General features: G+C 58.9%; 22 protein-coding genes and 1 pseudogene. 15 read left to right on the top strand and 8 right to left on the bottom strand.

Annotated features, from left to right (window positions below):
- Window positions 1-60: 60 nt before the first annotated feature.
- Window positions 61-954 carry a tRNA glutamyl-Q(34) synthetase GluQRS gene (gene gluQRS / locus KGB25_RS27825; protein WP_008036380.1) on the bottom strand — a complete coding sequence of 298 codons (894 nt, stop codon included), beginning with the start codon at window positions 952-954 and terminating at the stop codon, window positions 61-63.
- A gap of 204 nt (window positions 955-1,158) precedes the next feature.
- Window positions 1,159-1,599: an RNA polymerase-binding protein DksA gene (gene dksA / locus KGB25_RS27820; protein ID WP_007902025.1), complete on the bottom strand. Its 441-nt coding sequence runs from the start codon at window positions 1,597-1,599 to the stop codon at window positions 1,159-1,161.
- 336 nt (window positions 1,600-1,935) lie between these two features.
- Here dksA and KGB25_RS27815 point away from each other — a divergent pair, with 336 nt between their 5' ends.
- Both KGB25_RS27815 and sfsA read left to right on the top strand, forming a co-directional pair.
- Entirely contained in the window at window positions 1,936-3,108 is a 1,173-nt protein-coding gene (locus tag KGB25_RS27815) for a pyridoxal phosphate-dependent aminotransferase (RefSeq protein ID WP_207286527.1), read from the top strand.
- Window positions 3,108-3,821 (top strand): DNA/RNA nuclease SfsA, encoded by a 714-nt coding sequence (gene sfsA / locus KGB25_RS27810; RefSeq protein ID WP_223437581.1) that lies wholly within the window; start codon window positions 3,108-3,110, stop codon window positions 3,819-3,821. Before KGB25_RS27815 ends, sfsA begins: the two co-directional genes overlap by 1 nt.
- On the opposite strand, the gene KGB25_RS27805 is transcribed toward sfsA, so the two are convergent.
- Complete coding sequence (locus KGB25_RS27805; protein WP_192227980.1) at window positions 3,818-4,135, bottom strand: Rieske (2Fe-2S) protein; 318 nt, start codon at window positions 4,133-4,135, stop codon at window positions 3,818-3,820. The genes sfsA and KGB25_RS27805 overlap by 4 nt on opposite strands.
- A 166-nt stretch (window positions 4,136-4,301) precedes the next feature.
- On the opposite strand from KGB25_RS27805, the gene KGB25_RS27800 reads away from it, so the two are divergent.
- From KGB25_RS27800 to KGB25_RS27785, 4 genes are read left to right on the top strand one after another with little or no spacing between them, the layout of a single operon-like run.
- Window positions 4,302-5,174 (top strand): hemin ABC transporter substrate-binding protein, encoded by an 873-nt coding sequence (locus KGB25_RS27800; protein WP_223437579.1) that lies wholly within the window; start codon window positions 4,302-4,304, stop codon window positions 5,172-5,174.
- 50 nt (window positions 5,175-5,224) lie between these two features.
- Complete coding sequence (locus KGB25_RS27795; protein WP_223437586.1) at window positions 5,225-6,208, top strand: FecCD family ABC transporter permease; 984 nt, start codon at window positions 5,225-5,227, stop codon at window positions 6,206-6,208.
- Window positions 6,208-6,975, top strand: a complete 768-nt coding sequence (locus KGB25_RS27790; RefSeq protein ID WP_008036387.1) for a heme ABC transporter ATP-binding protein — start codon at window positions 6,208-6,210, stop codon at window positions 6,973-6,975. The genes KGB25_RS27795 and KGB25_RS27790 overlap by 1 nt, the downstream gene beginning before the upstream one ends.
- 22 nt (window positions 6,976-6,997) lie before the next feature.
- Window positions 6,998-7,855, top strand: a complete 858-nt coding sequence (locus tag KGB25_RS27785) for a ChaN family lipoprotein (protein ID WP_223437577.1) — start codon at window positions 6,998-7,000, stop codon at window positions 7,853-7,855.
- Window positions 7,856-8,218: 363 nt separating this feature from the next.
- Here KGB25_RS27785 and KGB25_RS27780 read toward each other — a convergent pair.
- The 4 genes and pseudogenes from KGB25_RS27780 to KGB25_RS27765 all read right to left on the bottom strand — a co-directional run.
- Window positions 8,219-8,338, bottom strand: a pseudogene (locus tag KGB25_RS27780) (cAMP-binding protein); the annotation flags it as partial.
- A gap of 14 nt (window positions 8,339-8,352) precedes the next feature.
- Entirely contained in the window at window positions 8,353-8,625 is a 273-nt protein-coding gene (locus tag KGB25_RS27775) for a TfoX/Sxy family protein (RefSeq protein ID WP_007971093.1), read from the bottom strand.
- 259 nt (window positions 8,626-8,884) lie between these two features.
- A complete protein-coding gene (locus KGB25_RS27770; protein WP_008033166.1) occupies window positions 8,885-9,229 on the bottom strand; it encodes a pentapeptide repeat-containing protein in 345 nt (114 codons plus the stop codon).
- Between the two features lie 91 nt (window positions 9,230-9,320).
- Complete coding sequence (locus KGB25_RS27765; protein ID WP_008036398.1) at window positions 9,321-10,877, bottom strand: AAA family ATPase; 1,557 nt, start codon at window positions 10,875-10,877, stop codon at window positions 9,321-9,323.
- 117 nt (window positions 10,878-10,994) lie between these two features.
- Here KGB25_RS27765 and mrcB point away from each other — a divergent pair, with 117 nt between their 5' ends.
- Genes mrcB through KGB25_RS27750 form a run of 3 tightly spaced genes read left to right on the top strand, consistent with a single transcriptional unit; the run spans window position 10,995 to window position 14,405 of the window.
- Window positions 10,995-13,319 (top strand): penicillin-binding protein 1B, encoded by a 2,325-nt coding sequence (gene mrcB, locus KGB25_RS27760; RefSeq protein ID WP_192420004.1) that lies wholly within the window; start codon window positions 10,995-10,997, stop codon window positions 13,317-13,319.
- Between the two features lie 16 nt (window positions 13,320-13,335).
- Window positions 13,336-14,070, top strand: a complete 735-nt coding sequence (locus KGB25_RS27755; RefSeq protein WP_008036407.1) for a tetratricopeptide repeat protein — start codon at window positions 13,336-13,338, stop codon at window positions 14,068-14,070.
- Window positions 14,070-14,405, top strand: a complete 336-nt coding sequence (locus KGB25_RS27750; protein ID WP_008033162.1) for a YqcC family protein — start codon at window positions 14,070-14,072, stop codon at window positions 14,403-14,405. The genes KGB25_RS27755 and KGB25_RS27750 overlap by 1 nt, the downstream gene beginning before the upstream one ends.
- Before the next feature lie 122 nt (window positions 14,406-14,527).
- On the opposite strand, the gene KGB25_RS27745 is transcribed toward KGB25_RS27750, so the two are convergent.
- Window positions 14,528-14,947, bottom strand: coding sequence for a DUF4124 domain-containing protein (locus KGB25_RS27745; protein ID WP_223437574.1), 420 nt, complete (start codon window positions 14,945-14,947; stop codon window positions 14,528-14,530).
- A gap of 400 nt (window positions 14,948-15,347) precedes the next feature.
- Between KGB25_RS27745 and KGB25_RS27740 the strand changes: the two genes are divergently transcribed.
- The 6 genes from KGB25_RS27740 (at window position 15,348) to msrQ (ending at window position 21,322) form a co-directional block, all read left to right on the top strand.
- Complete coding sequence (locus tag KGB25_RS27740) at window positions 15,348-17,072, top strand: acetolactate synthase 3 large subunit (RefSeq protein ID WP_008033158.1); 1,725 nt, start codon at window positions 15,348-15,350, stop codon at window positions 17,070-17,072.
- Window positions 17,073-17,074: 2 nt separating this feature from the next.
- Window positions 17,075-17,566, top strand: a complete 492-nt coding sequence (ilvN, locus tag KGB25_RS27735; protein WP_003205610.1) for an acetolactate synthase small subunit — start codon at window positions 17,075-17,077, stop codon at window positions 17,564-17,566.
- A 48-nt stretch (window positions 17,567-17,614) separates the two neighbouring features.
- The gene (gene ilvC, locus KGB25_RS27730) at window positions 17,615-18,631 is read left to right on the top strand and encodes a ketol-acid reductoisomerase (RefSeq protein WP_003228216.1); all 1,017 of its coding nucleotides are present in this window, start codon (window positions 17,615-17,617) and stop codon (window positions 18,629-18,631) included.
- A 144-nt stretch (window positions 18,632-18,775) separates the two neighbouring features.
- Window positions 18,776-19,630: a CDP-diacylglycerol--serine O-phosphatidyltransferase gene (pssA, locus tag KGB25_RS27725; protein ID WP_008033154.1), complete on the top strand. Its 855-nt coding sequence runs from the start codon at window positions 18,776-18,778 to the stop codon at window positions 19,628-19,630.
- A gap of 58 nt (window positions 19,631-19,688) precedes the next feature.
- Window positions 19,689-20,702, top strand: a complete 1,014-nt coding sequence (gene msrP, locus KGB25_RS27720) for a protein-methionine-sulfoxide reductase catalytic subunit MsrP (protein WP_223437572.1) — start codon at window positions 19,689-19,691, stop codon at window positions 20,700-20,702.
- Window positions 20,702-21,322, top strand: coding sequence for a protein-methionine-sulfoxide reductase heme-binding subunit MsrQ (gene msrQ / locus KGB25_RS27715; protein ID WP_223437569.1), 621 nt, complete (start codon window positions 20,702-20,704; stop codon window positions 21,320-21,322). Before msrP ends, msrQ begins: the two co-directional genes overlap by 1 nt.
- Window positions 21,323-21,533: the final 211 nt, after the last annotated feature.

Below are 21,533 nucleotides of genomic sequence, written 5' to 3'. Positions count from 1 at the left end.
ATGCGCGTGCCCGAAAACGTGCGGCGATGGTAACGGATGGGCGCGCCACTGCAAGTCTGATCACTGTAGTTGCGCTTCGGGCAGGTTGAGTGTGCGCGGGATCTTCAGCGCGTCCCAGTGGGCAATGCCCCAGTTCAGCACTTCCCGTGGTGTGGCGTACGCCAGCTCTGTGCCGGGATTTTGCCCAAGTGCGCGCAATGCGCGCAGCAACAACGGTGTTGCCTGGTCTTCGGTCAGCGGCGGCGAACGGTAGGACTTGCCGAGCTTGTTGCCGTCAGGCTGGGTAATCAGCGGGATGTGCAGATAGCGCGGTTGCGAAAAACCCAGTAGTTCTTGCAGATAGAGCTGGCGTGGCGTGGAGTCCAGCAGGTCGGCGCCACGGACGATGTCGGTGATGCCTTGCCAGGCATCATCGAGCACTACCGCCAGTTGATAGGCATAGAGCCCGTCGCGGCGGCGGATCACGAAATCGCCGACGTCCCGGCCCAAGTGTTGGCGGTACTCGCCCTGCACGCGGTCGATGAAGTGGTATTCCAGCTCAGGCACGCGCAGTCGAATGGCGGCATCTTCGGTGCCATGGCCTGCATTGCGACACAAACCCGGATAAATACCGTGATACGGCTCCAGTTGTTTGCGCGAGCACGTGCAGGCGTAGGCCAGGCCGTGATTGAACAGTCGATTGAGCACTTCGGCGTAGGCATCGTGACGGTCGCTCTGTCGGACCATTTCGCCGTCCCACTCGAAACCGTAGCTTTCCAGCGCCTTGAGGATCGCCGCTTGGGCACCGGGCTCTTCCCGTGGCGGATCGAGGTCTTCCATGCGCATCAACCAGCGCCCGCCCACCGAGCGCGCGTCGAGGTACGAGGCCAGCGCTGCGACCAGTGAACCGAAATGCAGATGGCCGCTTGGCGTGGGGGCGAAGCGTCCGATGTAGGCGGGGGCGATGGCGGTCATAAGGCGATTTCAGGCTGTCCAATCGTTTTGAGCATGGCTTGAAGCCGCCTTCGCGAGCAAGCTTCGCTCCTACAAAGGCCGGCGCAATCTCCTGTAGGAGCGAAGCTTGCTCGCGAAGGCGATTCCGAAGACGCAATAAACATCAGCAAATATCAGAAACAAAAACGGAGCGTTCGCACGCTCCGTTCTTCGTTCAAGTCGCAATTACTTGCCGACTTGCTTTTCCTTGATTTCCGCCAGGGTCTTGCAGTCAACGCACATGTCGGCGGTAGGGCGTGCTTCCAGTCGCTTGACGCCGATCTCGACGCCGCAGGACTCGCACCAGCCATATTCTTCGTCTTCGATCAATTGCAGCGTCTTGTCGATCTTCTTGATCAACTTGCGCTCGCGGTCACGGGCGCGCAATTCAAGGCTGAATTCTTCTTCCTGGCTGGCACGGTCTGCCGGGTCAGGGAAGTTGGCCGCCTCGTCTTTCATGTGATCAACCGTGCGGTCGACTTCCTGCATCAAGTCCTGTTTCCACTTGTTCAGGATCTTGGTGAAGTGAGCGCGCATGGGTTTGCCCATGTACTCCTCGCCCTTTACTTCTTTGTAGGGTTCGAAGCCGCTGATCGACTGATTTTGCTGCTTTGCTTGGGTGGGCATGAAATGGACCGCCTCTACTCTTGTAATCCATCTGCGCAGGATTGCTCCATCACCGACACCTGCCGGCCCTGCGGCTGCAAGCGGGCGAACTTACCAGATCAAATCGGGCCGCGCTACTCCCGGATGTCGAGGTAGTGGCCCGAAGGGCTTGCAAATGATTGCAAAGCCTTGACCGGTGGTGCTGGAGACCTGATCAATTAATGATTTTAGTCAAACCTTGCGCACTCGCATGGGTCGTTTGTGGCCAAGGTCTTAACGCGTCTGACCGCTTTAGGTTCTCGCTCGTTCCTGCGCTTGGGTAGAATCGGTTTTTTTTACCCTGTTGAAGGAAGGCTCATGGCTCAGTCCTACAGTGCCCGCAGTCGCGCGATCGAACCGTTCCATGTCATGGCGCTGCTGGCGCGGGCCAATGAACTGCAAGCTGCCGGCCACGACGTTATCCACCTGGAAATCGGCGAGCCGGATTTCACCACCGCCGAGCCGATCATCCAGGCCGGCCAGGCCGCGCTGACGGCGGGGAAAACCCGTTACACCGCCGCCCGTGGCATTCCCGAGCTGCGGGAGGCCATATCCAGCTTCTATCAGCAGCGTTACGGTTTGAACATCGATCCGCGGCGAATCCTCATCACCCCCGGCGGTTCCGGCGCGTTGCTGCTGGCCAGTGCCTTGCTGGTAGATCCGGGCAAACACTGGCTGCTGGCGGACCCGGGTTACCCCTGCAACCGGCATTTCCTGCGGTTGGTGGAAGGCGCGGCGCAGCTTGTTCCTGTCGGTCCGGAGGTGCGTTACCAACTGACACCGGACTTGATCGACCGTCATTGGGATCACGACAGCGTCGGCGCGCTGGTGGCGTCGCCGGCCAACCCGACCGGGACCCTCCTGACCCGCGATGAGCTGGCGGGCCTGTCGACCGCGATCAAGGCGCGGCATGGCCATCTGGTGGTGGACGAGATCTATCACGGCCTGACTTACGGCACCGATGCCACCAGCGTGCTGGAAGTCGATGACAGCGCCTTCGTACTGAATAGTTTTTCAAAGTATTTCGGCATGACCGGCTGGCGACTCGGTTGGCTGGTGGCGCCGGAAGCGGCGGTCGGCGAACTGGAAAAACTCGCACAGAACCTCTACATCAGCGCCCCGAGCATGGCGCAGCATGCCGCACTGGCCTGTTTCGAGCCTGCGACCATCGCCATTCTTGAAGAGCGTCGCGCCGAGTTTGGTCGGCGCCGGGATTATCTGCTGCCCGCACTGCGGGAGTTGGGTTTCGGCATCGCCGTTGAACCCGAGGGTGCGTTCTATTTGTATGCCGATATCAGCAAGTTCGGCGGCGATGCCTTCGCGTTCTGCCGGCATTTCCTTGAAACCGAACACGTGGCGATTACGCCGGGCCTCGACTTCGGGCGTTTTCAGGCCGGCCACCATGTGCGGTTTGCCTACACCCAAAGCCTTCCGCGTTTGCAGGAAGCGGTCGAACGTATCGCTCGCGGCTTGAAGAGCTGGCAAGGCTGATGCGGTTCAATCCTCCCCTCGAAGAAGGTCGACTGATCCGACGTTACAAGCGTTTTCTCGCCGATATCGAAACCGTTCACGGCGAGTTACTGACCATTCACTGCCCGAACACCGGCTCGATGCTCAATTGTCAGGTGGAGGGCGGGCAGGTCTGGTTCAGTCGCTCCAATGATCCCAAGCGCAAATTACCCGGCACCTGGGAAATCGGCGAGACCCCTCAAGGTCGCTTGTTCTGCGTGAACACCGGGCGAGCCAACGGTTTGATTGAGGAGGCTCTGCGGGCGGGTGTCGTTACTGAGCTCAACGGCTTCAGCGAACTGAAGCGCGAAGTGGCTTACGGGCAGGAGAACAGCCGCATCGACTTTCGCCTCGATTACCCAAGCGGGCCGGCGTATGTGGAAGTCAAAAGTGTGACGTTGGGCTTCGATGGCTCATCGGTGGCGGCGTTTCCCGATGCGGTCACTCAGCGTGGTGCCAAGCATTTGCGGGAACTGGCGCATCTGGCGCGGGACGGGATTCGTGCGGTGCAGTTGTATTGCGTGAACCTCACCGGCATCGATGCCGTGCGTCCTGCTGAGGAAATCGATTCGGCCTACGCGGCCGCTTTGCGAGAGGCGGTGGCGTGCGGTGTTGAAGTCCTGGCTTACGGCGTGCGGTTGACCCACGAGGAAATGCGGGTCGAGCGGCGTCTGGAGGTGTTGCTCAACGGTTAGAGGCTGACCCAGATTCCTTGAGCATCTTCGCGACTTTCAACAGTGGTCAGGGATTGTCCGGCGCACGGGCCGGCGACGCACTCGCCATCTTCGATCAGGAACAGTGCGCCGTGGGTGGCGCACTGGATCAGGCTGTTGCTGGGGTCGAGAAACCGGTCGGGTGTCCATTCCAGCCCGACGCCACGGTGCGGGCAACGGTTGATATACACGTAGACCTGATCGTTCCGGCGTACGGCGAATAGCTTCTCGCCGTCGATTTCGAAACCGCGGCTGCTGGACTCGGCCAGCTCAGCGCCTGCGCAAAGAAACTTCATGTCTATCCTCAAGTGCGGCGGCTCGTGACTGGATATGTCCGAGCTTGACGTTCAAATGCAAACAATTATCAAATGGCCGCTTCGCCCGTCGGGTGCAGGTGCCGGATGCCGAGGATACTTGGCCTGTCACTTCAATGCCTGGGAAAACCATTAAAGGAAGCTGTTTATGCGCCTGAGTACCCGCGTTGCTGCGCTCTGTGCCGGACTTCTCGTCAGCCACCACGTCGCAGCGGCCGAGTTGCCACAACGCTGGGTCAGCGCCGGTGGGGCCTTGTCGGAGTGGGTCAGCGCGCTGGGTGGCGAATCGAAACTGGTCGGTGTCGACACCACCAGCCAGCACCCGGAATCGCTCAAGGCGTTGCCGAGCATCGGTTATCAGCGGCAGCTGTCGGCGGAGGGCATCTTGAGCTTACGCCCGCAGATCCTGGTCGGCACCGAAGAAATGGGGCCGCCGCCGGTGATTTCGCAGATTCGCACGGCGGGGGTGCAAGTCGAACTGTTTTCGGCTCAGCCTGATCTGCCGACGTTGCACGCTAACTTGCAGCAGTTGGGCAAATTGCTCGGCGCCGAGGACAAGGCTGCGCAACTGTTCCAGGGCTATCAACAGCAGCTCGATCAGCAAAAAGTTCGGGTCACCAATGCGCAGCTGACGCAGCCCTCACCGGGTGTGCTGGTGCTGCTCGGTCATGCGGGCGGCAAGCCTCTTATCGCTGGCAAGGACACCGCTGCTGATTGGCTGATCCAGAAGGCCGGTGGGCACAACCTGGCGACGCACACCGGTTACAAACCTTTTTCCAATGAATCCTTGATCAGCCTGGACCCCGAGGTGCTGGTGTTCGCCGACCGCGCATTGACCGGTGAAGCGGCGCGCGCAGCGCTGTTCAAGGAGAACCCGATTCTGTCTTCAACCCGCGCCGCCAAGGATGGGCGCGTCATGGAGCTCGATCCAACGCTGCTGGTGGGTGGGCTAGGCCCGCGATTGCCCGAGGCGTTGAAAAAGATCAGTGACGGTTTCTATCCCGGCACTGCTGCTCAATGACCGTCCTGGTAAAACCCCGGGCGTTGTTCATCGGCCTGAGCCTGCTGTGTTTGCTGGCGATCTGGCTGTCGTTGGCGCTCGGGCCGGTGAGCCTGCCGTTGCTCGATACCTTGCGCGCAGCGTTACGGATGATCGGCCTGCCCTTTGCGCCTGATGGGCTGGAGCAGGCCGAGCTGATCCTCGGGCAGATTCGCCTGCCGCGTACCTTGTTGGGATTGGCGGTGGGTGGTGTGCTGGCATTGTCGGGCGTGGCGATGCAGGGCTTGTTTCGCAACCCATTGGCCGATCCGGGGTTGGTGGGCGTTTCCGGTGGCGCGGCATTAGGCGCGGCCATTGCAATTGTCGGCGGCTCGGCGTTTGGTGGATTGCCGGAATTCCTCGGGCCGTACCTTTTATCGCTGTGCGCGTTTCTCGGCGGGCTCGGCGTGACAGCGATGGTGTATCGACTGGGTCGGCGCAACGGGCAAACCGATGTCGCAACCATGCTGTTGGCGGGTCTCGCTTTGACGGCGCTGGCCGGCTCGATCGTGGGGCTGTTTACCTACCTGGCAGACGACACAACTTTGCGAACGCTGACCTTCTGGAATCTGGGCAGTCTGAACGGTGCCAGTTATTCGCGACTCTGGCCGTTACTGTTGATCAGTGCCGGCGTGGCGCTGTGGTTGCCGCGTCGCGCCAAGGCGTTGAATGCGTTGTTGCTGGGCGAGTCGGAGGCCGGACACCTGGGCATCGACGTCGAAAAGCTCAAGCGTGAGTTGGTGCTTTGCACGGCGTTGGGTGTCGGCGCGGCGGTGGCAGCGGCGGGGATGATCGGCTTTGTCGGGCTGGTGGTGCCGCATCTGGTGCGTCTGCTGGCCGGTCCCGATCATCGGGTGTTGCTGCCGGCCTCGGTGCTGGCGGGCGCCAGTCTCCTGTTGTTCGCGGATCTGGTGGCGCGACTGGCCTTGGCGCCGGCGGAGTTGCCGATCGGAATCGTCACCGCGATGATCGGTGCGCCGGTCTTTCTTTATCTATTGCTGCGAGGGCGTGCCTGATGTTGCGAACGCAAAATCTGCACATCCGCCGAGGCCGCAAGATTGTCCTGATGGATATTACGCTTGAGCTCAAACCGGGAGAGGTCCTCGGCGTGCTGGGGCCTAACGGTGCGGGCAAAAGTACGTTGCTGGGCGCCTTGTGCGGCGAGTTGCAGGCTGATCATGCCAGCGTGTGGCTCGATGAGCGCGAGTTGCGTGACTGGACTGGCGCGCAACGAGCGCAACGCCTGGCGGTATTGCCACAAGTCTCGACCTTGAACTTCGCCTTTCGCGTCGAGGAAGTCGTCGGCATGGGGCGCTTGCCACACCAGACCGGCCGGGTCCGCGATGACGAAATCGTCGCCGCCGCATTGCAGGCCGCCGATGCCGGGCATTTGAGTGGTCGCAGCTATCTGGCGTTGTCCGGCGGCGAACGCCAGCGGGTGCATCTGGCGCGGGTGCTGGCGCAACTCTGGCCGGGCGAGGCGGGGCAAACGCTGTTGCTCGACGAGCCGACTTCGATGCTTGATCCGCTGCATCAACACACCACCTTGCAAGCGGTGCGCGAGTTCGCCGATCGTGGCGCGTCCGTGTTGGTGATCCTGCATGATCTGAATCTGGCGGCGCGCTATTGTGATCGCCTGTTGTTGCTCGAAGGCGGGCGCCCGGTCGCGCTCGATACCCCGGAGCAAGTGTTGCGTCCGGAACCGCTCAAGGCGGTATTCGGGCTGGACGTCTTGGTGCAGCAGCACCCGGAGCGTGGGCATCCGCTGATCATTGCCCGCTGAGTCATTGATAGAGGGTGTGGGCATGCGTGTGATGGTGATTCTGGCGGTGCTGATGCTGAGTGCTTGTCAGCATGTTTCGACGCCGCCGGTCACCGGCGAGATTCGCGACTTGCGCAGTGGTCAGACGCTGACGGCGCAGGAGCTGCTGGCGCGTCTGACCAAGCCGTCGCGATTGATCGTGGGGGAGCAGCATGACAATCGCGATCACCATGAACTGCAACGCTGGTTATTGCAGGCGCTGGGAGAGCGGCGCCCACAAGGCAGTCTGCTGCTGGAAATGCTCACACCGGATCAACAGCTGCGCGTCGATGACGTTCGCCACGCCTCGACGCTGCCCTCGGACTTGCCTGGTGCATTAGCCTGGCAACCTGGCTGGGACTGGAATTTGTATGGGCCGATCGTTCGTTTCGCCTTGGCCCAACCGTATCCGCTGCTGGCCGCCAATCTGGACACAGTCGAGGTGCGTGCTTTTTACGCCCGGCCGCCGACATTAAGCGGCGCTCGCTCCAATGCCACGTCGGTCAAGGATGAGTTACTGGCACAGATCAGCGGTTCCCATTGCGGTCTGCTGCCCGAATCGCAAATGCCGGCGATGCTCGCTGTCCAGCAGCAACGTGACCGGCGCATGGCCGAGCGGCTGTTGGCTGCCCCCACTCCTTCATTGCTGTTCGCCGGCGCTTACCATGCGCGAAAGGATGTCGGCGTGCCGATCCATGCGCTTGATCTGGGAGCGCCCGAAGCCCCCGTGGTTTTAATGCTGGCGCAGCAGGGCGGCGAAGTCACAGCGGCGATGGCCGATTACGTCTGGTACACGCCTGCCACGCCGGTACCGGATTACTGTGCAGAGATGCGCAAGGGCCAGCCAGAATCAAAACCCTAAGCCACGGCTAAACCGATCCCTTGTAGGAGCCGGCTTGCCGGCGATAGCGATGTATCAGTCAACGCATTTAGTGATTGACCCACCGCTATCGCCAGCAAGCCGGCTCCTACAGGGGATCGGTTTTGCTGGGGGACTTTTGCACAGGCAAAAAAAGACCCGGCAAGAGCCGGGTCAAATAACCGTGATTAGCCTGATGAGGAGATATCTGAGAGTCCGAACCAAGGGCTTTTCAAATATCGACCAGTCTCGCGACCAGTTGTGATAATCATAGCGATTCTCATTACCAAGTCAACCGCTGATTTTTCATTTCCTCGAAAATTGTCAGTTGCTTGGCGAGAAGCCCTGAAATCATTGGGCTTCAGACTACATTCCTGATGAGCTCAGCTGCGTGGTGTGCTTGTTCAGCAGGTCAATGCGTCGGTCCACGCTCTCGATCAGGCTGTGGGCGATCTTCGGATTGCCTTGAGTGAGGCTGAGAAACTCTCCTTCGCTCCCGTTCAATTCTTGTGGCGTGACGAGATCGCTTCCAACTGTTTATTCAGGGCTTCCTTGCGCTCGGCGGGGATGTCGTTCCAATGCACATCCATCAGCGCGCCTTCGATCGCATATAACAACACCTTGGATGCCCGGAACCCGCGCGTGCGCACAGCCCGATAGGCATCCACAGCCCCCAGGCGACGCAAGTCCGAGGCGCTGTGGATGCCCACGGCATGCAGCCACTGCGCCGATGTCTTGCCAAGATTCTTCAGGTGCTGCAGTTCATCATTCATCAAGCCTCCTTGCGACGGCCGAACGGTGCGTGGGCAAGCTTCTGAGGAGTGTAGCCATCAGTAGGAAAAGCGTGATTGTTTGGTCGGTTTCGGAGCAAATGCTTCTAAGAAGCGACTCCGATGTGCAGCGTAAAAATACGCGAGCAAGGTAGGAAAAGGCGGAAGGGCGTCAAGTTTTCAAGCTGAAAACACCCACAGTCCAGCGCAAGGCGGGGGGGCGCCAAGGCTGAGCACTGGACATGTCAGTTATCGGTCGTTTTTAACGGGTTCGATAACGCAGGCGTGTACCGAAATTCATCGACATCAGAATTTCGTCGGCACTCAGCTCTCGCGGAAAGTAGGCGCCGGAGATTTGCGCGTGGGCCAGGCTTGCGCCTTCCAGGTTTGAGTTGCTGAAATCGATGCCGCGCAAGTCGGCCGAGCGGAAGTAAGCATCGGTAAAGTCGATGCCGTCGGCATTCAATTCGCGCAGGTCCAGGCCTCGGAAGTCACCACCGACCATGTCGATAGGTCCGTCTTTTGGACGTTCGTTGTTGAAACCTGTGATGTCGTCTTTGTGCAGTAAGGCATAAAGCGGGGTGTCGAGAAGTTTCGGCTGGCTCATGTCACATCACCTGTTGGTTTTATGACGCCAGTATAGTGCCACTATTTGACAGCCGTGAAGCCAGCGAAGGCTCCACGGCTGAAATACTTTCTTACAGGCCCGGCAGGCGTTGGCGAATTTGCGCAACGACGGTGTCGAGGGTCCCGCTTTCATTGGTCTGCACGCGTTTGCTGCACAGAATCTCTTCTGGCGTCAGGGCTTCACGATTGGCTTGCTGCGCTTCGATAACGGCCAGATTGGCGTCGGATGGATCCTTTTTGTCTGCCTGGCGCAGGGCCAGCCAGCTTTCGATCACCGCTTGTGGCGCGTTGCAATCAAGGATCAGGAACGGCGCGCCGGTGGCTTCGGCAATTTTCGCCGCGCCGTCACGCTGGTCGCGCTTGAGGTAAGTGGCATCGACCACCACTGGGAAACCGGCGCGCAGGATTACCGCGGCGATTTCATGCAGGCGAGTGTAGGTTGCGGCGCTGGCGTCGGCGCTATAAATGCCGGCTTGCGGATCGTTGGCGACAGTTTGTTCGCCGAACAGGCGTTTGCGTTCGACATCGGAACGCAGGCGAATTGCGCCCAGCGCTTCCACCAGGCGCATGGCCACGTGGCTTTTGCCAACAGCGGAAACGCCGTGGGTGATGGCCATGAAGCGCGAAGGAATGGTGCTGTAGCTTTCCGCCAGATTTGCATAGTTGCGGTACTGGCGCAGGGTCGTGGCGCGCTGCACCGGGTCGGCCTCGGCCGGCATGCTGAACAGGCTGACCTTGGCGCGAACCAGCGCACGGTAGGCTTTATAGAAGTTCAGCAGTTCCAGGCCCTGGTAATCGCCGGTCAACTCCAGGTATTGGCTGATAAAGCGACGGGCCAGGCTCTTCAGGCCGCGGTCTTCAAGGTCCATCGCCAGGAAGCCGGTGTCGGCATAGACGTCGGTGAAGCGGAACGGCTCGTTGAATTCGATGCAGTCGAAGATCACGACCTTGCCATCGATCACGGTGGCGTTGCCCAGGTGGATATCACCGTGGCACTCGCGAATGAAACCCTCGGCCTTACGCTGGGCAAACAGTGGCTTGAGGCGTTCGAAGCTGCTTTCGGCCCAGGCTTGCAAGGCATCAAGTTGCAGCAGGTCCGCCTTGTCACTCAGGAACGGGCGGATCTGCTCGAAGTTCTGCCGCACTGGCGCCATGACGCTGTCCGGCGTGCCGGCTTCGTGTTCCGCAGGCACCTTTGGTGCGGTGAGGTGGAATTGCGCGATCTGTGCGGCCATCTCGTCGATGTGCGCGGTGGTCAATTCGCCGTTGGCTTGCAGCGTGCTGAGCAGTTGGCTCTGTGGGAACTGACGCATTTTCAGCGCGTATTCGATGACCGGACCGTCGCCGCCCAGTTGTGGCGCTTCGGCGCTGCCGGTAATCGGCAATACTTCGAGATACAAATCATTGGTCAGGCGCTGGTTCAGGCGCAGTTCTTCACCACAGAAATGCTCACGGGCATCGAGGCTGGTGAAGTCGAGGAAGCCGAAGTTGACTGGCTTCTTCACTTTATAAGCGAAAGCGCCTGTGAGAATGACCCAGGAGATGTGGGTTTCGATGAGCTGAAACCCGTCTACCGGGTGCGGGTAGAGGGCCGGGTTTTGCAGGGCGGCGATCAGGGACTGGCTCACAGGCGTTCCTTCAGAGTCTGGGAAAATTCACGGCCGCCATTATGGCCGCAAGTCCGCCCGACGCAAACCTCGGCGGGCTCCTGTTGAGTATGAATAAAGTGCGTATAATCCGGCGCCATGACTCGTACTCGATCCCCCCGTACCCCCAAAAAACCACCTTCCAGGGGCCTGCGCCCTTGGCTGGGCTGGGCCCTTAAACTCAGTCTGGTCGGCCTTGTGGTGCTCGCCGGGTTCGCGGTTTACCTCGACGCTATTGTCCAGGAGAAGTTCTCCGGCAAGCGCTGGACTATCCCGGCCAAGGTGTATGCGCGCCCGCTCGAGCTGTTCACCGGCCAGAAGCTGAGCAAGGAAGACTTCCTCACCGAACTCGACGCCCTGGGCTATCGCCGCGAAAGCGTGAGCAACGGCCCCGGCGCAGCAGCGGTCAACGGCAACACCGTTGACTTGAATACCCGTGGTTTCCAGTTCTATGAAGGCATGGAGAACGCCCAGCCTGTGCGCGTGCGATTCTCCGGCGACTACGTGGCCGAACTTTCAGCGACCAATGGTTCGAAGCTTTCTGTGGTGCGGCTGGAACCGCTGCTGATCGGCGGGATTTATCCGAAGAATCTCGAAGACCGCATTCTGATCAACATCGATCAGGTGCCGCCGTATCTGCTGGAAACCCTGGTCGCTGTAGAAGACCGGGACTTCTATAGCCACTGGGGCGTGTCGCCGAAGTCGATTGTCCGCGCCATTTGGGTCAACACCTCTGGCGGCAAGATGACCCAGGGCGGTAGTACCTTGACGCAACAGTTGGTCAAGAACTTCTACCTGACCAGCGAACGCAGCCTGAGCCGCAAACTCACCGAAGCCATGATGGCGATGCTGCTTGAGCTGCATTACGACAAGCGGGAGATTCTTGAGGCCTACCTCAATGAAGTGTTCGTCGGTCAGGATGGCCAGCGCGCGGTGCACGGTTTCGGCCTCGCCAGCCAGTTCTTCTTCGGGCAGCCGTTGTCCGAGCTGAAACTGCATCAAGTCGCGATGCTGGTGGGTATGGTCAAGGGACCGTCCTATTACAACCCGCGTCGCAATCCGGAACGGGCGCTCGAGCGGCGCAACCTGGTGCTCGATGTGCTTGAGCAGCAAGGCGTCGCCACCGCCGAACAGGTCGCTGCGGCGAAGAAAATGCCTTTGGGCGTGACGACGCGCGGCAAACTGGCCGACAGTTCGTTCCCTGGGTTTCTCGATCTGGTTAAACGTCAACTGCGCGAAGACTATCGCGACGAAGACTTGACCGAAGAAGGCCTGCGGATCTTCACCAGTTTCGATCCTATTTTGCAGATGAAAGCTGAAGCGTCGGTCAACGATACGTTCAAGCGCTTGTCCGGCCGCAAAGGTTCCGATGACGTTGAAGCAGCGATGGTGGTGACCAACCCGGAAACCGGTGAGGTCCAGGCGATGATCGGCAGTCGCCAGGCGAGCTTCGCCGGTTTCAACCGGGCGCTGGATGCTGTGCGACCGATCGGTTCGTTGATCAAGCCGGCGGTTTATCTGACAGCCCTTGAGAAACCTAGCCAGTACACGTTGACCAGTTGGCTGTCAGACGAATCCTTCTCGGTAAAGGGCGCGGACGGGCAGGTCTGGAAACCGCAAAACTATGATCGCCGCTCCCATGGCACTGTTTTCCTTTATCAGGGCCTGGCGCACTCCTACAACCTGTCGACCGCGCGTCTCGGGTTGGCGGTGGGCGTGCCGAATGTCTTGAAGACGCTGGCGCGCCTGGGGGTGAGTCGCGAGTTTCCGGCATTCCCGTCGATGCTGCTGGGTGCTGGCGGCATGACCCCGATCGAAGTGGCGACCATGTACCAGACCCTCGCCAACGGTGGCTTCAATACGCCGATGCGCGGGATTCGTAGCGTACTGACGGCCGAAGGTGAACCGCTCAAGCGCTATCCGTTCCAGATTCAGCAGCGTTTCGATCCGGCGTCCATTTACCTGATCCAGAGCGCCATGCAACGGGTCATGCGCGAAGGCACCGGCAGTTCGGTTTACAACGTGTTACCGAAAACCCTGACGCTGGCGGGCAAGACCGGTACCAGTAACGATTCGCGAGACAGCTGGTTCGCCGGCTTCAGTCAGGACTTGCTGGCGGTGGTGTGGCTGGGTCGCGATGACAATGGCAAGACCCCGTTTACCGGTGCCACTGGCGCGTTGCAGGTCTGGACCAGTTTCATGCGCAAGGCTGATCCGTTGCCGCTGGACATGCCGCAGCCGGATAATGTGGTTCAGGCCTGGGTCGATTCACATACCGGACAAGGCTCTGATGCCAACTGCCCAGGTGCCGTGCAGATGCCGTATATTCGCGGCAGCGAACCGCCTCCCGGCGCTGCTTGCGGTGGCGAAAGCCCTGTTAACGGTGAAACGGTGATGGATTGGGTCAAGGGCTGGATGAATTAAGCAAAGAGGGTTTCAAGTGAACAAATGGTTGATTCCAGCGGTTGCCGCCGTGGCTTTGCTCAGCGGTTGCTCCAGCGTACAGCGTGGTTCGATCCCGGTTGTGGATTCCGGCAGCGCCGTTTCCAACAGTGAACGTGTTTCGGCCAATGGCGGTTTTCGTCAAACGACGGTTAAGCGTCCTGTGCAATCCCAGACCCAGGCGATCCCGCAAGGTGACACCGGCGTCGTGGTGATGGTGCCGGGTGGCGGTGCAGTTGCATCGGCACCGATCAGCACTTCGCCGATTACGCCAGGCCCGATCACTTCGGGTCCGATCGACACTTCGCCAGTCCAGTCGGCCCCGATCAATCAGGGCAGCTACAGCATGCCATCGACACCGAGCGGTATTCCTTCGTCGAGCGCCGGTGGTCTGTCAGCTGATGAACAGCTGGACGGTCCGGTATTGGCGCTGCTGACCACTGCTCAGCAGCAACAGGCTGGCGGTGACCTCAACGGTGCTTCTTCCAGTCTGGAGCGCGCCCAGCGTGTTGCACCGCGTGAGCCGCAAGTGCTTTATCGTCTGGCGCAGGTTCGCATGGCCCAAGGTGATGCGGCACAAGCCGAGCAGTTCGCTCGTCGTGGTCTGACCCTCGCCAATGGGCGTCCGGCACTTCAGGCCAGTCTGTGGGAATTGATCGGTCAGGCACGTGATAAGCAGGGTGATTCCGCTGGCGCTGCACTGGCCCGTCAGAAGGCCAAGGTTTCGCTGTGATGGACGCACGCTTTCCGAAAATTGCCGAGCAGCTGTTGTTGATCGAGCGCGAGTTGCGGGTTCAGGGATGGTGGGACGAGGTCTCGCCCTCTACTGAAGCACTGTCCAGTGTCGAGCCGTTCTCGGTCGATACGCTGGATTTCGAGCAGTGGCTGCAATGGATTTTCCTGCCGCGCATGAAAGCGATCCTCGAGCAGGATTTGCCGTTGCCCAATGCCTCGGGCATTCAGGAGATGGCGGAAATGGTCTTCGCCAGCCGCAATGTCCAGGGCAAGGATCGGCAGTTGCAGGTGCTGCTCAAAGAGTTCGACCAACTGATCACCGCCTCCCGCTGACCCCGATTTCTTGTAGGAGCAGAGCTTGCTCGCGAAGGCGGCGTAACATTCAAAAGATATGTTGAATGTTACGCCGCCTTCGTCGGAACGCCGCCCGGAGCAAGCTCTGCTCCTACAGGTATCTACTGGCAGTTTTCAGCAATCTGTCTTTGTGCTTCAGCAGTCCGTTCCTGACGTTGCTCGTCGGTCAGGCGGCGCATCTCACCCTCGACATCCTCCCGTATCCGCGGATTGTTCTGCAGTTGAGCCAGGTTCGTCCGCGCCTGCTCGCAGAATACCTTTAGCTGCGCTTGCTGCTCGGCGACCTGTTTTTTAACGGTCTTATCGATGGCCTGTTGATCGCCAATGGCGTTACTGCGGGGCAGCGTAGCCGGCTTGTTCGCAGAGGAGGGCGTGACAACGGTCGTGGCTTGCCGGCCCTGGGGCGGTTGCGCATCGAAGTGGGTAACGCCTTGTTCATCGACCCACGTGTAAATCTGAGCGGCCATGCACAAAGGGCTGATGGCGATCAGCAAGCTGGCGGTCAGGAAAAACGTTCGCATGCCATTTCCTTGTATTGGGTTGCGCAATTGAAGCTAACACAGTTGCTGTTTAGCGGTTTTTTCTTGCTTTCTCATGTGCTTACTTCAATAAAGCACATTGACGACTTGACTTGCAGGGGACGAAACAGAAGAATCCAAAGTCCGCTGTAGAGGGACTGCCAGAAGCAGACCCACTCGGCAGATCATGAGGCGCACATCCGCGCCGACCTGTTACACCCGCAACGCGTTACCTCGCGCTGGGTGGGAAAGCCCCGCAACACTTGGGACGATCCCAATACTTGCTCAGTCAGTGCTGACGTAGTCGGCGACCACCGTCGCTCATGCTCTGCCGAGAAGTAAACCTATTAAGACCCGTCCTCTTGTATGTGGGCGGTATTCTGGCGTTTTAGAGGTGAACAACGTGGAGCTTTTATCTGGCGGTGAGATGCTCGTCCGCTTTTTGCGTGACGAAGGCGTCAAGTACATCTACGGGTACCCGGGGGGTGCTCTTCTTCATGTTTACGATGCCCTGTTCAAAGAACCGGAAGTGACCCACATCCTGGTTCGTCACGAGCAGGCTGCGACCCATATGGCTGACGGCTACGCCCGTGCCACCGGTAAAGCCGGTGTGGTACTGGTGACCTCCGGCCCGGGCGCAACCAACGCCATTACCGGTATTGCCACGGCCTACATGGACTCCATTCCGATGGTGGTCATTTCCGGCCAGGTGCCTAGCAACATGGTTGGCACCGATGCTTTCCAGGAAACCGACATGATCGGTATCTCCCGGCCGATCGTGAAGCACAGCTTCATGATCAAGCACGCGTCGGAAATCCCGGAAGTCATGAAGAAAGCGTTCTACCTGGCGCAATCCGGTCGTCCTGGTCCGGTCGTTGTCGATATCCCGAAAGACATGACCAACCCGGCCGAGAAGTTCGAATACATCTTCCCGAAAAAAGCCAAGCTGCGTTCCTACAGCCCGGCCGTTCGCGGTCACTCCGGACAAATCCGCAAGGCAGCCGAAATGCTCCTGGCGGCCAAGCGTCCTGTGATGTACGCAGGCGGCGGTGTGATTCTCGGTGGTGGCTCCGCGCCGCTGACCGAGTTGGCGAAGATGCTCAACCTGCCAGTGACCAATACCCTGATGGGTCTGGGTGCCTACCCTGGCACCGACCGTCAGTTCATCGGCATGCTCGGCATGCACGGCAGCTACACCGCCAACCTGGCGATGCACCATGCTGACGTGATCCTCGCAGTCGGCGCACGCTTCGACGATCGTGTCATCAACGGCGCGTCGAAGTTCTGCCCGAATGCCAAGATCATTCACATCGACATCGACCCGGCTTCGATCTCCAAGACCATCAAGGCCGACGTGCCGATCGTTGGTCCGGTGGAAAGCGTCCTGACCGAAATGGTCGCGATCCTCAAGGAAATCGGCGAGACCCCGAACAAGGAGTCCGTTGCCAGTTGGTGGAAGCAAGTTGATGAGTGGCGCGGTGATCGCGGCCTGTTCCCTTACGACAAGGGCGACGGCAGTGTCATCAAGCCGCAGACCGTGATCGAAACCCTGTGCGAAGTGACCAAGGGCGATGCCTTTGTTGCCTCCGACGTGGGTCAGCACCAAATGTTCGCGGCGCAGTACTACAAGTTCAACAAGCCGAACCGCTGGATCAACTCCGGTGGCCTGGGCACCATGGGCTTCGGTTTCCCGGCGGCCATGGGTATCAAGTTGAGCTTTCCGGATGCCGACGTCGCCTGCGTAACGGGCGAGGGCAGTATCCAGATGAACATTCAGGAACTGTCCACCTGTCTGCAATATGGTTTGCCGGTCAAAATCGTCATCCTGAACAACGGCGTTCTGGGTATGGTTCGTCAGTGGCAGGACATGAGCTACGGTAGCCGTCACTCGCACTCCTACATGGAATCGTTGCCTGACTTCGTCAAGCTGGCAGAGGCCTATGGCCATGTCGGCGTGCGCATCACCGACTCGAAAGACTTGAAGTCGAAGATGGAAGAAGCATTCGCCATGAAGGATCGCCTGGTGGTCATCGATATTGCTGTCGACACCAGCGAGCACGTCTATCCGATGCAGATCAAAGACGGCTCCATGCGCGATATGTGGCTGAGCAAGACGGAGCGTACTTAATCATGCGGCACATTATTTCCTTGCTTCTGGAAAACGAACCCGGTGCTCTGTCGCGTGTAGTCGGCCTGTTCTCGCAGCGCAACTACAACATCGAAAGCCTGACCGTGGCGCCAACCGAAGACCCGACTTTGTCGCGTCTGACGCTGACCACCGTTGGTCACGATGAGATCATCGAGCAGATCACCAAGAACCTGAACAAGCTGATCGAAGTGGTCAAACTGGTCGACCTGTCGGAAAGTGCTCACATCGAGCGCGAACTGATGCTGGTCAAGGTCAAGGCTACCGGCGCCCAGCGCGCCGAGATCAAGCGCACCACCGATATTTACCGTGGGCAGATCGTTGATGTCAGCGCTAGCGTGTATACCGTTCAATTGACCGGTACCAGCGACAAGCTCGACAGCTTCATTCAGTCCATCGGCACCGCGTCGATCCTGGAAACCGTCCGCAGCGGCGTAACCGGTATTGCTCGCGGCGACAAAGTACTCAGCATCTAAACCAAATTAGCGAATGGCCTGAACGGCCTGGATATATAGGGGAAATTCATGAAAGTTTTCTACGATAAAGACTGCGATCTGTCGATCATCCAGGGCAAGAAAGTTGCCATCATCGGTTACGGTTCCCAAGGCCACGCTCAAGCGTGCAACCTGAAAGACTCCGGCGTTGACGTCACTGTTGGCCTGCGTAAAGGTTCGGCGACCGTTGCCAAAGCCGAAGCTCACGGCCTGAAAGTGACCGACGTTGCTTCCGCTGTTGCGGCTGCCGACCTGGTCATGATCCTGACCCCGGACGAGTTCCAGTCCTCCCTGTACAAAAACGAAATCGAGCCGAACATCAAGAAAGGCGCAACCCTGGCCTTCTCCCACGGCTTCGCGATCCACTACAACCAGGTTGTTCCGCGCGCTGACCTCGACGTGATCATGATCGCGCCGAAAGCACCGGGCCACACCGTGCGTTCCGAGTTCGTCAAAGGCGGCGGTATCCCTGACCTGATCGCTATCTATCAGGATGCTTCCGGCAACGCCAAAAACGTTGCGCTGTCCTACGCTGCCGGCGTTGGTGGCGGTCGTACCGGTATCATCGAAACCACTTTCAAGGACGAGACCGAAACCGACCTGTTCGGCGAACAAGCCGTTCTGTGCGGTGGTACCGTTGAACTGGTCAAAGCCGGTTTCGAAACCCTGGTTGAAGCTGGCTACGCGCCAGAAATGGCCTATTTCGAATGCCTGCACGAACTGAAACTGATCGTTGACCTCATGTACGAAGGCGGTATCGCCAACATGAACTACTCGATCTCCAACAACGCTGAATACGGCGAGTACGTGACTGGTCCGGAAGTGATCAACGCCGAATCCCGTCAGGCCATGCGCAACGCCCTGAAACGTATTCAGGACGGCGAATACGCCAAGATGTTCATCAGCGAAGGCGCAACCGGCTATCCTTCGATGACCGCCAAGCGTCGTAACAACGCCGCTCACGGTATCGAAATCATCGGCGAGCAACTGCGCTCCATGATGCCGTGGATCGGTGCCAACAAGATCGTCGACAAAGCCAAAAACTAAGTCGCACACTTGTACGGAAAACGCGGCCTAGGCCGCGTTTTTTCGTTTAGGAGGCCGGTTCTGGTATAAAGCTGCATCGTTTGTGGCCGAACCGTCGTCCCAGACACCTGTCGAAACTTTCCACCCCGTTGCAAGGTAATGTCCATGAGCGAACGTCCCGAAGAGCCAAACCAGGCTTCTGACGCCGAAAGCCTGCTGCCCATCGATGAACACGTCGAAGAAGGGCATGACGCTGAAGGCCGTAAAGTCCGGCATCGTGGTATCTATCTTCTGCCGAATCTGTTCACCACTGCGAACCTGTTCGCAGGGTTCTATTCCATCATCAATTCAATGAGTGCCCAGAGTGCCTTGAGTGCAGGTGATGCGATTGGCGCGAGCAAGTATTTTGCGTTTGCCGCGATCGCCATTTTTGTCGCCATGGTGCTCGACGGTCTCGACGGTCGCGTTGCCCGTATGACCAACACCCAGAGTGCCTTCGGTGCCGAGTACGACTCGCTGTCCGATATGGTCGCCTTCGGTGTCGCGCCGGCACTGTTGGCATTTGGTTGGGCCTTGGGTGATATGGGCAAGGTCGGCTGGATGGTCGCCTTCATTTATGTCGCCGGCGCTGCGTTGCGCCTGGCACGTTTCAACACCCAGGTGGGCACTGCCGACAAGCGCTACTTCATCGGTCTGGCCAGTCCGGCTGCGGCGGGTGTGGTTGCGGGTATTGTCTGGGCGTTCAGCGATTACGGCATTCAGGGTTCCAAGATGTCTTTCCTGGTAGCGCTGATGGTTGCGGCTGCCGGCATGCTGATGGTCAGCAACATCAAGTACAACAGCTTCAAGGAGCTGGACCTGAAAGGGCGCGTACCTTTCGTGGCGATCCTGGCCGTGGTGCTGGTGTTTGCCGTCGTGTTCAGTGATCCGCCGCGCATCCTGCTGCTGGTTTTCCTCGCCTATGCAGCGTCTGGCCCGGTTCAATACCTGTTACGTCTTCGTCGGCACAAAAGCGTGTAATTTCCCTCATACTCCGCAGTCTATTGGTGCATCTGTCCTCCAATGCTGCGGAGTTGCCATGCTGATCAAAGTCCCCAAGTCATCCGACTGCCATGAGTCGGATGTCACGCCTGAATCCCTCTATCTATCTCGTCGTAATGTCTTGGGTGCCGCCGTTGCCGGCTTGGCTGTGAGCGGCTTGCCGCGCTGGGCCAGTGCTGAAGATGCCGCGCGATACGCGGATGTCGAGGCGGGCAACGCGCCATCCTGGTTTGCCGAAAAACTTCCTTCTACCAAGTGGGGGGCAGTCACCGTCAAGGATGAGGCGATCACGCCGTTCAAGGACGCGACCCACTACAACAACTTCTATGAGTTCGGTACCGACAAGGGTGATCCGGCCGCCAACGCCGGTTCTCTGAAAACCGAACCGTGGAGCGTGGTGGTGGACGGGGAGGTGGGTAAGCCGGGGCGATATGCGCTGGAGGACTTCATGAAGCCTTATCAGCTGGAGGAGCGTATCTATCGTCTTCGTTGTGTAGAGGCCTGGTCGATGGTCATTCCATGGATCGGATTTCCCATCTCTGCGTTGCTCAATGTTGTTGAGCCAACCTCCAGGGCAAAATTCATTCGCTTCGAAACGCTGCAGGACCCTAAGACCATGCCAGGGCAGCGCTCTGGTTTTGCCCTGATCGACTGGCCCTATGTAGAAGGGCTGCGTCTGGACGAGGCGATGAATCCGTTGGCGATTCTTGCAGTGGGCATGTACGGGCGTGAGTTGCCTAACCAGAACGGCGCGCCTCTGCGCCTGGTGGTGCCGTGGAAGTACGGCTTCAAGAGCGTCAAATCCATCGTGCGGATCAGTCTGGTCAGCGAGCAACCGAAAACCACCTGGCAAAGCATTGCTGCGGACGAGTACGGCTTCTATGCCAACGTAAATCCGACAGTCGATCATCCGCGCTGGACGCAGGCTCGGGAGCGTCGTTTACCGAGCGGTCTGTTCAAGCCCAATGTGCGTGACACGCAGATGTTCAACGGCTACTCGGACGAAGTTGCTTCTCTATATACAGGGCTCGATCTGCGGAAGAACTACTGATGCGATATCCGTTCTGGCGAGTGAGTGTCTTCATCGCTGCTGCGGTGTGGCCGCTGCTTTGGCTCTATCAGGCTTGGGCGGATGTGCTGGGGCCGGATCCGGGTAAGGTGCTGGTTGATCGGTTGGGGTTGGGGACGCTTGTACTGCTGCTTATTACATTGAGTTTCACGCCGTTGCTGAAGCTCACCGGTTGGGCGGGGTGGATTGCTGTCCGACGGCAGCTGGGTTTGTGGTGCTTCGCTTATGTAGTTCTCCATCTGAGTGGCTATATAGCGTTCATTCTTGGCTTTGATTGGTCGCAGCTGGGTGTCGAGTTGCGCAAGCGGCCGTACATTATTGTCGGTGTGCTGGGGTTCCTTTGTTTGCTGGCGTTGGCTATAACCTCCAACCGCTACAGTCAACGTCGGCTGGGGGCTGGCTGGAAGAAGCTGCATCGACTGGCTTATGGTGTTCTCGGTCTTGGCTTGTTGCATATGTTGTGGATCGTGCGTGCCGATCTGAAGGAGTGGGCGGTCTATGCCTCTATAGGCGCACTGCTATTGGTGTTGCGGTTACCGCCTGTCGCTCGTCGAATTCCGCGTTTAATAGCTAAAAAGACACCTTCTGAAAGAAATGCATAATTAGGTGTTGACGGCAGATTCTGGAAGTCTATAATTCGCCCCACTTCCGGCGCAGTCGAAACGGAAAACTCCTTGGTAAACAATGAGTTACGCAGTTTTCGACAGCGAGTTGCTTCAGGTCATCGAAGCCCAGAAGGAGTTGAAAGAGCGGTGTTGTGTGGCTCTTTTGACGGTTCGATCTTCTCGGTCGAAAGCGGAGAAAAAGAGGTGT

The sequence above is a fragment of the Pseudomonas sp. BF-RE-21 genome (assembly GCF_019947305.1).
In the GTDB taxonomy this organism is placed as follows: Bacteria; Pseudomonadota; Gammaproteobacteria; order Pseudomonadales; family Pseudomonadaceae; genus Aquipseudomonas; species Aquipseudomonas migulae.
Note: the sequence above shows the minus strand (reverse complement) of the source record. Positions and strands in the feature narration are given on the sequence as shown.